General features: G+C 56.1%; 12 protein-coding genes. 11 read left to right on the top strand and 1 reads right to left on the bottom strand.

From position 1 onward, the window contains the following. Positions 1-61 precede the first annotated feature (61 nt). From soxB to IEX16_RS09830, 7 genes are all read left to right on the top strand, one after another. Positions 62-1780 (top strand): thiosulfohydrolase SoxB, encoded by a 1719-nt coding sequence (gene soxB, locus IEX16_RS09855; RefSeq protein WP_188708310.1) that lies wholly within the window; start codon positions 62-64, stop codon positions 1778-1780. 3 nt (positions 1781-1783) lie between these two features. Next, positions 1784-2080: a hypothetical protein gene (locus IEX16_RS19980; RefSeq protein ID WP_229676278.1), complete on the top strand. Its 297-nt coding sequence runs from the start codon at positions 1784-1786 to the stop codon at positions 2078-2080. Beyond that, positions 2053-2433, top strand: coding sequence for a rhodanese-like domain-containing protein (locus IEX16_RS19975; RefSeq protein ID WP_308421330.1), 381 nt, complete (start codon positions 2053-2055; stop codon positions 2431-2433). The genes IEX16_RS19980 and IEX16_RS19975 overlap by 28 nt, the downstream gene beginning before the upstream one ends. 42 nt (positions 2434-2475) lie before the next feature. After that, positions 2476-2904, top strand: a complete 429-nt coding sequence (locus IEX16_RS09845; RefSeq protein WP_188708308.1) for a DsrE family protein — start codon at positions 2476-2478, stop codon at positions 2902-2904. A gap of 134 nt (positions 2905-3038) precedes the next feature. Continuing rightward, the gene (locus tag IEX16_RS09840) at positions 3039-3881 is read left to right on the top strand and encodes an MBL fold metallo-hydrolase (RefSeq protein ID WP_229676277.1); all 843 of its coding nucleotides are present in this window, start codon (positions 3039-3041) and stop codon (positions 3879-3881) included. 25 nt (positions 3882-3906) lie between these two features. After that, positions 3907-4500, top strand: coding sequence for a methyltransferase domain-containing protein (locus IEX16_RS09835; RefSeq protein ID WP_188708305.1), 594 nt, complete (start codon positions 3907-3909; stop codon positions 4498-4500). Positions 4501-4918: 418 nt separating this feature from the next. After that, positions 4919-5308 carry a thioredoxin family protein gene (locus tag IEX16_RS09830; RefSeq protein ID WP_188708303.1) on the top strand — a complete coding sequence of 130 codons (390 nt, stop codon included), beginning with the start codon at positions 4919-4921 and terminating at the stop codon, positions 5306-5308. A gap of 56 nt (positions 5309-5364) precedes the next feature. Here IEX16_RS09830 and IEX16_RS09825 read toward each other — a convergent pair whose 3' ends face one another. Beyond that, a complete protein-coding gene (locus tag IEX16_RS09825; RefSeq protein ID WP_188708302.1) occupies positions 5365-5799 on the bottom strand; it encodes a pseudoazurin in 435 nt (144 codons plus the stop codon). Between the two features lie 266 nt (positions 5800-6065). Here IEX16_RS09825 and IEX16_RS09820 point away from each other — a divergent pair, with 266 nt between their 5' ends. From IEX16_RS09820 to lpdA, 4 genes are all read left to right on the top strand, one after another. Then, a complete protein-coding gene (locus IEX16_RS09820; RefSeq protein WP_229676276.1) occupies positions 6066-6263 on the top strand; it encodes a hypothetical protein in 198 nt (65 codons plus the stop codon). Positions 6264-6499: 236 nt separating this feature from the next. After that, positions 6500-9379, top strand: a complete 2880-nt coding sequence (locus IEX16_RS09815; protein ID WP_373288315.1) for a 2-oxoglutarate dehydrogenase E1 component — start codon at positions 6500-6502, stop codon at positions 9377-9379. A 61-nt stretch (positions 9380-9440) separates the two neighbouring features. Next, positions 9441-10706, top strand: a complete 1266-nt coding sequence (gene odhB / locus IEX16_RS09810) for a 2-oxoglutarate dehydrogenase complex dihydrolipoyllysine-residue succinyltransferase (protein WP_188708300.1) — start codon at positions 9441-9443, stop codon at positions 10704-10706. Positions 10707-10716: 10 nt separating this feature from the next. Then, positions 10717-12144 (top strand): dihydrolipoyl dehydrogenase, encoded by a 1428-nt coding sequence (lpdA, locus tag IEX16_RS09805; RefSeq protein ID WP_188708298.1) that lies wholly within the window; start codon positions 10717-10719, stop codon positions 12142-12144. Positions 12145-12155: the final 11 nt, after the last annotated feature.

Below are 12155 nucleotides of genomic sequence, written 5' to 3'. Positions count from 1 at the left end.
GTGGCTATCAAATTTATAGTAATTCTATATGCCTGGCGTGCCGGGCAGGATCGGCATCGCCATGAATCTGTCCCGCCGCGAGTTTTCTTCTGTCCTGACTGCTGCTGCCGTTGCTGGTTTCCCATTGATGCGCGAGGCCAGCGCCAAAGAGGCTGAAAATCTTTACAACGTGCCTAAAACGGGCAACGTGCATTTGCTGCACATGACCGACTGCCATGCGCAGTTGTTGCCCATTTATTTTCGCGAACCCAATGTAAACCTGGGCGTAGCGGGCATGCGTGGCAAGGTGCCGCATTTGGTGGGGGAGCATTTGATCAAATATGCCGCGCTCAAAGCGGGCAGTCCGTTAGCACACGCACACACCTACGTAGACTTTGAAAAAAGTGCTAGGCAGTACGGCAAGGTGGGCGGTTTTTCCCATCTGTCCACTTTGGTCAAACAGTTGCGTGCCAGCCGCCCTGGTGCCTTGTTGCTCGATGGGGGTGACACCTGGCAGGGAAGCGCCACCAGCCTGTGGACCAACGCGCAAGACATGGTGGATGCCTGCAAACTGTTGGGTGTGAACGTGATGACGGCGCATTGGGAATTTACTTATGGTGAAGAGCGCGTCAAAGAGATTATCGAAAAGGACTTTGCCGGCAAGATAGATTTCGTTGCGCAAAACGTCAAAACCAAAGACTTTGAAGACCCGGTGTTCAAGCCCTACGTCATTAAAGAAATGAATGGCGTGTCGGTGGCCATTGTTGGGCAGGCCTTCCCCTATACGCCCATTGCCAACCCAAGCTGGCAAGTGCCCAACTGGACTTTTGGCATCCAGGATGAGCAGATGCAAAAAGTCGTCAACGAGGCGCGTGCCAAGGGCGCACAGGCCGTGGTGGTGCTGTCGCACAACGGCATGGACGTGGACTTGAAAATGGCCTCCCGCATCACAGGCATTGATGCTATTTTGGGTGGCCACACGCACGATGGCGTGCCAGTGCCGACGATGGTCAAAAATGCAGTCGGCCAAACCTTGGTCACCAATGCAGGCAGCAATGGCAAGTTCCTGGGTGTGCTCGACCTGGATGTGCGAGACAAAAAAGTTGTCAACATCAACTACAAGCTTTTGCCTATCTTTGCCAACTATTTGCCCGCCGACAAAGAGATGGCTGCATTGATCGACAAAGTACGCGCACCTTACAAAAGCAAGCTTGAAGAGAAACTGGCTGTTACCGAGGGCTTGCTGTACCGTCGTGGGAACTTCAACGGCACGTTCGATCAGCTCATCACTGATGCGCTCATCAATGTGCGTGGTGCGCAAATTGCGTTCTCGCCCGGCTTTCGCTGGGGTACATCGCTGCTGTCTGGTCAGGCCATCACACGCGAGCATGTGATGGACCAAACGGCCGTTACCTATCCTTGGACAACGCTCACCGATTTGTCGGGCGAAACGATCAAGATCATCTTGGAAGACGTGTGCGACAACCTGTTTCACCCCGACCCTTACTACCAGCAAGGCGGTGACATGGTGCGCACCGGTGGCATGAGTTATACCTGCGATCCGACTGCCAAGGCCGGTGCCCGCATCAGCGACATGCGCTTGGGCGGCAAGTTGATCGAAGCGAGCAAAACCTACAAAGTAGCAGGCTGGGCTCCCGTGCAAGAAGCCAGCAAAAACGCAGGCCCCCCCATCTGGGATGTGGTGGAGACCTACCTGAAGGACAAGAAGGTCATCAAGCCGATCAAGCTCTACAACCCCAAGTTGCTCAATCTCGATGGCAACCCCGGAATTATTCTTTGACGCTTGCGCGAAAAATTCCAGACCTCTATTTCCCTTAATGAAATTACGATGTATTCATTTTCAGCACTGAGAGTTTTGACCACCACATTTGCCGTTTTGGCTCTGCACCTCAGCGTCTCTTTAAGCGCACTGGCGCAAGTCGATGAAAGCAAGTTGGTGCCCGAGAAAAAGACCAAATTGGAGCTTTATCTGGATGCCAAATCCACACCTGATTTTTTGAAAAAAATGCGGGCCGTGTATTGTTTATTGATGTGCGTACTCGAACCGAGGCAATGTTTGTTGGTATGCCTAGCGCAGTAGATGCTTTGGTTCCCTTTGTAGAGACGGAAGACCTCATGACGACATGGGACAACGCAAGATCCGCATACAAATTGGAACCGGTACAAGATTTTGTGCCGGAGATAAATCGCCGCTTAAAAGAAAAGCAGCTCACCAAAGAAGACATTGTGGTTTTGATTTGCCGCTCTGGCGATAGAAGCTCACGCGCAGTCAACCGCTTGGCAGAAGACGGATTCAAGCGCGTGTATACCGTGGCTGATGGTTTCGAGGGTGACATGTCTAAAGATGGCCGTCGCAATGTCAATGGATGGAAGAATGCCGACCTCCCTTGGTCTTACAAGCTGGACAAAAGCAAAATGTATTTTGCAAAGTAAAGAGGATTCCCTGATTTTTAAACTTGCTACAAGGAGTCAGATATGAAATATTTCTCTAAATTCTTTTTGATGCTTGCGATGTTTGTTGCGAGCACAGGCTTTGCCTTGGCACAGGACAAAGCGGTGTACCACATTGACCATGCAGAGGCACAGGCGACGAAAGGCCTGCGCAATGTACGCAACCACCTGGACGTTGCTCCCGACACGAAAATCGTCGTCGTTACGCACGCCAATGGCGTTGATTTTTTGATGGAAGGGGCTAAAGACAAAGCCAACCCCAACGTCGACTATTCCTCATTGGTGAGTGCCCTGAAGGCGCGCGGGGTCAAGTTTGAGGTGTGCGAAATCACGTTGAAGAACCGCAATCTGAACAAAAACCAGTTCATTTTGGATGCCGAATTCACGCCGTCCGGTGTTGCCAGAATCGGGCAATTGCAGTCACGTGAAAAGTTCGCTTACATCAAGCCTTGATGCTTTCGTTGGAACGTGTTCGATCTCTGGTGATTCGAGCTATTGCAGTCGTTGGCTCTGTGTTGGCCGTAGTACCTGCTTGGGCTCAAAGTGAAAGTGCAGTCAACTTACAACCCCAGAAGGTAAGTCCTTCAGTGTGGTACGTGCAGGGCGCGAGTGCCCTGGGTAGCCAAGCCAATAAAAACTTTATTTCCAATGCGGCCTTCATTGTGGGAAAAACCGGGGTGGTTGTGGTGGATGCCCTGGGTTCCCCCGCGCTGGCGAAGGGGTTGATCCAGGCCATTGCAAAAATCACACCCCTTAAAGTTACCCACGTCATCGTCACTCACTACCATGCTGACCATATCTATGGCTTGCAAGAGTTTAAAAAAATTGGCGCGAAAATTATCGCCCATCCTGCAGCCAAAGAGTACCTTCATTCTGACACCGCCAAGCATCGGCTGGCGGCATCGCGCGCCGAGCTGTTTCCCTGGATTGACGAGAACACCACGCTGATTGAAGCCGACACTTGGATTGACAGAGATGTAGCCCTTAATCTGTCCGGCGTGGACTTGCTTATTAAAAAAGCTGGGCCTGCACACACACCCGAAGATTTGATTGTTTTTTTCGATGGCGAGAAAATTTTGTTTGCCGGTGATTTGGTGTTTCGTGGCCGTATTCCGTTCATTGGGCCTACTGCCGACACCGCACCATGGATTGCCAGTCTTAAAACCATGCAAGACTTGAATGCCAGCGCCGTAGTGCCAGGTCATGGCGCAGCCTTTAAGAGCGCCAAAGAAGACATAGCGCAACTGCAAGATTACCTGATTTACCTTCGTACCATTATGGGCAAAGCAGTCAACGATTTGGACTTGTTTGATGAGGCCTACGCCGCTGCCGACTGGAGTCGTTTTGAGAAGCTACCGTTGTTTCGCTTTGCCAACCGCATGAACGCTTACAACACCTATTTGCAATTGCTTGACGTGAAAAAGCCTTAAGCACACTCAACGTACGAGGCAGCCTATGCGCGACGCAGTTCGTTTTTTTGATAACCAGTTTCAGCACTTGTCCGCGAAGCAAGTGCCTGATCTCAATCCTTTCGAGCAACGCTCTGTGCCCTATCTCAAGGGGCGCGTGCTGGACTACGGTTGCGGTATGGGCAACTTGAGTGTGTTGGCTGCGCGACAAGGGCATTCGGTCTTGGCAGTGGATGCCAGCCCGGCAGCCATAGGCCATTTGCAACGACGCGCGCAGGCAGAAAACCTGCCCCTGCAATGTCTATTGGCTCAGGCGCAAGACACGATTTTTGAAGGTTGTTACTACACCGTTTTGGCGATTGGCCTCTTCATGTTCATGGACTGCCAGCTAGCGCATCAGCAAGTGGAAAAAATGAAATCGCTAACATGCATTGACGGTGTGATGGTGTGCAACGTATTGGTTGAAAGTACCACTTACCTCGAAATGTTCGGTGCAGATGACTACTGCCTGTTTACGCCAGACGCAGTGCGGCTGTGGTTTAAAGGCTGGCGTACCGAAGACTTCCAGATTGAAGAGTTTGCCGCTCCGGGTGACACCATAAAACGCTTTGCCACTGTCATAGCGACGCGCTTGCACTAAGCCGGCACTGTCAGACGGTCTGCCGACTCTTGCAACGAGAGGACTGCCTGGCCAACGAAGGCATGGTTAAAACCACTGGCTGCAAAATAGTCTAACCCTGGCCCTTTGATTTGTGCCAAATGAAATCCGATGCCTGCATCTTTGAGGACTTGCGTAATCTGGATCCAGTTGTCAAGTTCTGCCTGTTCATAAACACGTTTAACAAAAATTTCTGGCTACTCCTGTCGTTGCTGCTACAGCTGCCTTCTTCACGCCCAGAATCCGACGCCAGTTGCATCGAAAATAATAGCTTTTAAGCTAAATAAATCGACGTGATGACTATGCATTAATTTCTCGCCGCACTCACATACAAATGGTCATAGGGGCGGGGCTTGCTGGCTTTGGCGAACTTCAACAGACCCGCGCTGCCCCACACACATTGCCCATCGCCACCACACTGGACGAAGACCTGGCGCGCGTCGTGAAACAAGGCAAACCCTTGGTAGTGATGGTCAGCTTGGACGGTTGCCCGTTTTGCCGTTTAGTGCGGGAAAACTTTTTACCATCGCTTGAGCGTGAGCAGCATTTGACTGTTGTGCAAGTGCATATGCGTAAGTCAACCGCCATCAAAGATCTGCAAGGTCGCCGCACCACGCACGACCAACTCACTAGAACCTGGGGCATCAAAGTAGCCCCTCTTCTATTTTTTGGTAAGAATGGCAGCGAGGTTGCCGAGCGACTGGCAGGAGCATCGATACCTGAGTTTTTACAGCGCCTATTTACAAGAGCGCATCCACAAAGCTCTACTGTCTTTTACCTAGATATTTAAACAAAAAGCCCCGACCGACCTTGTGGGCTGGTTGGGCTTTGAATCCGGGGGCGAGCTTACTTTGCCTGGTCCAGGTATTTGGTTAAGCGGTCTTTGTTCATGGCCAAAGATTTGCTGTAGTTGGCGGCTTCTTTTTTAGCCTCGTCCAGATTGGTGGCCTTGCCCACTTGGATCACGCCGACCATGGCCATTGGCTTGTGCGGGTCGCACTGGTACATGTAGATGCCTTCTTCGCTCAACGTGACAACGACTTCTTCGTCCATCTTGCCCTTCCAGCCCTTGGCTCCTTTAGGGGCAAAAAAGGATGCGCTGTTGTGCGCTGCGTCGGTTTTGATGAATTTGATTGTGTCGCCTTTGGCGGCCTGCACAAAACCTGGTTCAAAAACCATAATGCCGTCTTTGCCGGTGTTCAGCATTTTGATTTGATGCTCTGCTGCGAATGCACCTGAAGCCAGTAATGCGCCAATAGCCAGCGTAACGAGTTTTTTCATGTCCAGTACCTTTGTATAAAGCTTGATAAAAATTGATCTGTGCGATTTTCTAAATCGCACAGCGAACACGCAAAATAACAGTGCTCGCTTATATAACGTCGGACTTATATTAAGTGCCTTTAGTGATTACCCTGTACTGGCAATGGGTGGGGTGTTGGGCGGCCACACGCATTAAGGCGTGCCTGTGTTTGTGAAAAACTTGGATGGTCATACCATCGTCACCAATGCGGGCACCAATGGCAAGTTTTAGAGATTCTGGACTTGAAGTGACCGGCAAATTGATTGAAGCCCATAAAACCTACAAGGTAGCTGGTTGGGTGCCGGTGGCCGAGGGCAGCAAAAATGCCGGACCGCCAGCCTGGGAAGTCGTCGAGACTTACCTGCAGGCTAAAAAAGTCATCAAACCGCCCAAGCTCAATGTGCCGGCCCTGATCGGCGTGGCGGGCAATCCTGGCCGGGCCTGAGACGCTGCAAATCACCGCCAGTTGACGGCCTCGTGACAAAACCCGGACGCCTTTGTGGTGGTCCGGGTTTTGTCGTTGGGGTATTCGGTGGCACAATCAAAGTTGTTTCTGAAGGCCCTTCCTTGCCACAGTCGCATCCGCCAATCGGTCAAGCCGTGTTCGCGGAAGGTTAATCAACCAGCCACATCCTGCTGTGGTCAGCTAATGTTTCCTCAAGGGAAACGGAGGTCAGCGTAATGAGTTCAATCCCGGCGGCATCGTCCGTCTATTCGGCCTATCAGGGCAACACCTATCTCTTCGGCGGCAATGCGCCTTATGTCGAGGAGATGTACGAAAACTACCTCGCCAACCCTGGCAGCGTGCCCGATAACTGGCGCGAGTATTTCGACGCCCTGCAAAACGTCCCCGCCGTTGACGGCAGCAATGCCAAGGACGTGCCGCACCTGCCGGTCGTCAATGCTTTTGCCGAGCGTGCCAAGCAGGGCCAGACCAAAGTGGTTGTCGCCAGTGGTGCCGACTCCGAAATGGGCCGCAAGCGCACGGCCGTGCAGCAACTGATTGCTGCCTACCGCAACGTCGGCGCCCGCTGGGCTGATCTGGACCCGCTCAAACGCGCCGAGCGCGACAATATTCCCGAGCTGGATTCGTCGTTTTACGGGTTCAGCGATGCCGACCAGGAAACGGTGTTCAACACCAGCAACACCTTCTTTGGCAAGGACACCATGAGCCTGCGCGAGTTGCTCAATGCGCTGCGCGAAACCTACTGCGGCACGATTGGCGCCGAGTACATGTACATGACCGACCAGGCGCAAAAGCGCTGGTGGCAGCAAAAGCTCGAAAGCATCCGCAGCAAACCCCACTTCACCAAGGAAAAAAAGCTTCACATCCTGGACCGGCTGAGCGCGGCCGAGGGTCTGGAGCGTTTCCTGCACACCAAATACGTCGGCCAGAAACGTTTTTCGCTTGAAGGCGGTGAAAGTTTCATCGCCAGCATGGACGAGTTGATCCAGCGCGGCGGCAGCATAGGCATCAAGGAAATCGTGATTGGCATGGCGCACCGCGGCCGTCTCAACGTGCTTGTCAACTCGCTGGGCAAAGTGCCAGCCAGCCTTTTTGCCGAGTTTGACCACACTGCGCCGGAAGACCTGCCCAGTGGTGACGTCAAGTACCACCAGGGTTTCAGTTCGGACGTGACCACGCCTGGCGGTCCGGTGCACCTGAGCCTGGCCTTCAATCCCTCGCATCTCGAGATCGTTAACCCCGTGGTCGAAGGTTCGGTGCGCGCCCGCATGGATCGTCGCGCCGACCCCAAGGGGCTGCAGGTGTTGCCGGTTCTCGTGCACGGCGACGCGGCCTTTGCCGGGCAGGGCGTTGTCATGGAAACGCTGGCGCTGGCCGAAACACGGGGTTATTCCACCGGCGGCACGGTGCATATCGTGATCAACAACCAGATCGGTTTCACCACCAGCGACCCGCGCGACAGCCGCTCAACGCTGTATTGCACCGACGTCGTCAAGATGATTGAAGCGCCGGTGTTACACGTCAACGGCGACGATCCGGAAGCCGTGGTGCTGGCCACCCAATGGGCGCTCGAGTTCCGCATGGAGTTCCAGAAAGACGTCGTGGTCGACATCATCTGTTTCCGCAAACTTGGCCACAACGAGCAGGATACCCCCGCGCTGACCCAGCCGCTGATGTACAAAAAAATTGCACAGCACCCCGGTACCCGCCGCCTTTATGCCGACAAGCTGTCGGCCCAGGGCATGGGCGAGACGCTGGGCGACGACATGGTCAAGGCTGTGCGCGCTGCACTTGATGCCGGCAAGAGCACCTTCGACCCTGTGCTGACCAACTTCAAGAGCAACTACGCGGTGGACTGGAGTCCTTACCTCGGCAAAAAGTGGACAGATGCCGGCGACACGGCGATCCCGATGGCTGAATGGAAACGCTTGGCCGAAAAAGTCAGCACCATTCCTGCCACCGTGACGGCGCACCAACTCGTCAAGAAGGTCTATGACGATCGCGCGGCCATGGGACGGGGCGACATCCCGGTCGACTGGGGCATGGGTGAGCACATGGCATTCGCCTCGCTGGTGGCCAGCGGCTACCCGGTACGTTTGTCAGGTGAGGATTGTGGACGCGGCACCTTCACGCACCGCCACGCCGTGATTCACGACCAGAGCCGCGAAAAGTGGGATACCGGCACCTATGTGCCGCTGCAAAACGTCGCCGAGAACCAGGCACCGTTTGTGGTGATCGACTCCATCCTGTCCGAAGAGGCCGTGCTGGCTTTCGAATACGGCTATGCGTCCAACGACCCGAACACGCTGGTGATCTGGGAAGCCCAGTTCGGCGACTTCGTCAACGGCGCGCAGGTCGTGATCGACCAGTTCATCGCCTCGGGTGAAGTGAAGTGGGGTCGCGTCAACGGCATCACCTTGATGTTGCCGCACGGCTACGAAGGCCAGGGCCCGGAGCACAGCTCGGCACGCCTTGAGCGTTTCATGCAGTTGTCGGCCGACACCAACATGCAGGTGGTGCAGCCAACAACGGCGGCGCAGATCTTCCACGTGCTGCGGCGCCAGATGGTGCGCAACCTGCGCAAGCCGCTGATTATCATGACGCCCAAGTCGCTGCTGCGCAACAAGGATGCCACCTCGCCGCTGAGCGAGTTCACCAAGGGAAGCTTCCAGACCGTGATTCCAGACAGCCGCGAGCTCAAGGCCGACAAGGTCAAGCGCGTGATTGCCTGCTCCGGCAAGGTCTACTACGACCTGGCCAAAAAACGCGAGGAGAAAGGCGCGGACGATGTCGCCATCCTGCGTGTAGAGCAGCTTTATCCCTTTCCGCACAAGGCGTTTGCCAGCGAACTCAAGAAGTACCCCAGCCTCACCGAGGTGGTGTGGTGCCAGGACGAGCCGCAAAACCAGGGCGCCTGGTTCTTCGTGCAGCACTACATCCACGAGAACATGTCGGAAGGCCAGAAGCTGGGTTATTCAGGCCGCGCGGCGTCCGCTTCGCCGGCTGTCGGGTATTCGCACCTGCATCAGGAGCAGCAAAAAGCGCTGGTTGACGGCGCCTTCGGCAAGCTCAAGGGCTTCATCCTGACCAAATAAAAACCGGCCGCGCGCCCCGTGGCGCGTGCTTGGTCACTCCCCCCATACCGAAAGAATTTAAATGGCTACCGTAGAAGTCAAAGTCCCCCAACTGTCCGAATCAGTCGCCGAAGCGACCATGCTGCAGTGGAAGAAAAAAGTCGGCGATTCCATCGCCATCGATGAAATCCTGATCGAGATCGAAACCGACAAGGTGGTGCTGGAAGTACCGGCCCCGGCCGCCGGTGTGTTGTCTGAAATCCTCGTGGCCGATGGCGGCACGGTGACTGCCGAGCAGCTGATTGCCCGGATTGATACCGAAGGCAAGGTGGCCGCCGCCGTGCCTGCACCCGCAGCGCCTGTTACCGCTGGAGCTTCAGTGCCGGCACCAGCCCTTGGCGCGGCGGGTGGCAGCATGGCCGGTGTGGCGATGCCTGCCGCTGCCAAGCTGATGGCCGACAACCAGTTGGCCGCCGGCTCGGTGGCCGGCACCGGCAAGGACGGCCGTGTCACCAAGGGCGACGTGCTGGGCGCCGTGGCCTCCGGTTATGCTCCTAAATCAATAGCTGCCAGCTCAATCCCGACAAGGGATTCGGCCACTTCCTTGCCTCAAGTGGCAGCGCCGGCAAAGGCGAACGACCTTGGCGACCGCCCCGAGCAGCGCGTGCCCATGAGCCGCCTGCGTGCGCGTATCGCCGAGCGCCTGCTGCAATCGCAATCGACCAACGCCATCCTGACCACCTTTAACGAGGTCAACATGGCCCCGGTGATGGAGATGCGCAAACGCTTCCAGGAAAAGTTCGAAAAAGAGCACGGCACCAAAATCGGTTTCATGAGCTTTTTTGTCAAGGCGGCGGTGCATGCGCTGAAAAAATACCCGGTGCTCAACGCCTCGGTGGACGGCAACGACATCGTCTACCACGGCTATTTCGACATCGGCATCGCTGTCGGTTCGCCGCGCGGCCTGGTGGTCCCCATCCTGCGCAATGCCGATCAGATGAGTTTTGCGGAGATCGAAAAGAAGATCGCCGAGTACGGCGCCAAGGCGCGTGACGGCAAGCTCGGCATCGAAGAGATGACCGGCGGCACTTTCTCGATCTCCAATGGCGGCGTGTTCGGCTCGATGCTGTCCACCCCCATCATAAACCCGCCCCAGTCCGCCATCCTGGGCGTGCACGCGACCAAGGACCGTGCGGTGGTCGAAAACGGCCAGATCTTGGTGCGCCCGATGAACTATCTGGCGATGAGCTACGACCACCGCATCGTCGACGGCCGCGAAGCTGTGCTCGGACTGGTCGCGATGAAGGAAGCGCTGGAAGACCCGGCACGCCTGTTGTTTGACATTTAAGGAGCCACGCATGTCCAAACAATTCGACGTGGTCGTCATCGGCGGCGGCCCCGGCGGCTACATCGCCGCCATCCGCGCTGCGCAACTGGGTTTCAACGTCGCCTGTATCGACGAGTGGAAAAACGCCAATGGCGGTCCGGCCCTGGGCGGCACCTGCACCAATGTCGGCTGCATTCCGTCCAAGGCACTGCTGCAATCGTCGGAACATTTCGACCACGCCAGCCACCACTTTGCCGAACATGGCATCGAGGTCAAGGGCCTGGGCCTGGACGTGGCGAAGATGCTGGGCCGCAAGGACACCGTGGTCAAGCAGAACAACGACGGCATCGTCTACCTGTTCAAAAAGAACAAGGTCACCTTTTTCCATGGCCGCGGCTCGTTTGCCGCAACCAGGGACGGCCTGTACGACATTCAGGTCACCGGTGCTGCCGAAGAAACCATTTCGGGCAAACACATCATCGTGGCCACCGGTTCCAGCGCGCGCGCCTTGCCCGGCACACCATTCGACGAAGAAAACATCCTCTCCAACGACGGTGCGCTGCGGATCGGCGCGGTGCCGAAAAAACTCGGCCTGATCGGCTCTGGCGTGATCGGCCTGGAAATGGGATCGGTCTGGCGCCGTCTGGGCGCTGAAGTCACGGTGCTGGAAGGTCTGCCAACCTTCCTGGGCGCAGTGGATCAGCAAATCGCCAAGGAGGCCAAAAAGGCTTTTGACAAGCAGGGCCTGAAAATCGCGCTCGGCGTGAAGGTCGGCGAAGTCAAGAACGGCAAGAAGGGCGTCAGTGTCGCCTACACCGATGCCAAGGGCGAAGCCCAAACCCTGGAGGTGGACAAACTGATCATCTCGATCGGCCGGGTGGCCAACACCCAGGGCCTCAACCCTGAGGCCGTGGGTCTGAAGCTCGACGAACGCGGCGCCGTGGTGGTTGATGACGAGTGCAAGGCCAGCCTGCCCAATGTCTGGGCCATCGGCGATGTGGTGCGCGGCCCGATGCTGGCGCACAAGGCCGAGGAAGAGGGCGTGGCAGTGGCCGAGCGGATTGCCGGGCAACACGGGCACGTCAACTTCAACACCATTCCCTGGGTCATCTACACCAACCCGGAGATCGCATGGGTCGGCCAGACCGAGGAACAGCTCAAGGCTGCGGGCCGCGCCTACAAGGCGGGCACCTTCCCTTTCATGGCCAACGGCCGCGCGCGGGCGTTGGGCGACACCACTGGCATGGTCAAGATGCTGGCTGACGCCACCACCGACGAAATCCTGGGTGTGCACATCGTCGGCCCCATGGCCAGCGAACTGATTGCCGAATGTGTGGTGGCCATGGAATTCCGTGCCAGTTCGGAAGACATCGCCAGAATCTGCCATGCCCACCCTTCGCTCAGTGAAGCGACCAAGGAAGCCGCGCTGGCCGTCGATAAACGCACGCTGAATTTCTGAGCTTGCGGGCC

This window comes from Polaromonas eurypsychrophila (assembly GCF_014641715.1).
GTDB lineage: Bacteria > Pseudomonadota > Gammaproteobacteria > Burkholderiales > Burkholderiaceae_C > Polaromonas > Polaromonas eurypsychrophila.
Note: the sequence above shows the minus strand (reverse complement) of the source record. Positions and strands in the feature narration are given on the sequence as shown.

Excerpts from the sequence above, each read along its gene's own strand:
- soxB (WP_188708310.1), top strand. The coding sequence starts at position 62 with ATGAATCTGTCCCGCCGCGAGTTTTCTTCTGTCCTGACTGCTGCTGCC.
- lpdA (WP_188708298.1), top strand. The coding sequence starts at position 10,717 with ATGTCCAAACAATTCGACGTGGTCGTCATCGGCGGCGGCCCCGGCGGC.
- odhB (WP_188708300.1), top strand. The coding sequence starts at position 9,441 with ATGGCTACCGTAGAAGTCAAAGTCCCCCAACTGTCCGAATCAGTCGCC.
- IEX16_RS09845 (WP_188708308.1), top strand. The coding sequence starts at position 2,476 with ATGAAATATTTCTCTAAATTCTTTTTGATGCTTGCGATGTTTGTTGCG.
- IEX16_RS09815 (WP_373288315.1), top strand. The coding sequence starts at position 6,500 with ATGAGTTCAATCCCGGCGGCATCGTCCGTCTATTCGGCCTATCAGGGC.
- IEX16_RS09825 (WP_188708302.1), bottom strand. The coding sequence starts at position 5,799 with ATGAAAAAACTCGTTACGCTGGCTATTGGCGCATTACTGGCTTCAGGT.
- IEX16_RS19975 (WP_308421330.1), top strand. The coding sequence starts at position 2,053 with ATGTTTGTTGGTATGCCTAGCGCAGTAGATGCTTTGGTTCCCTTTGTA.
- IEX16_RS09835 (WP_188708305.1), top strand. The coding sequence starts at position 3,907 with ATGCGCGACGCAGTTCGTTTTTTTGATAACCAGTTTCAGCACTTGTCC.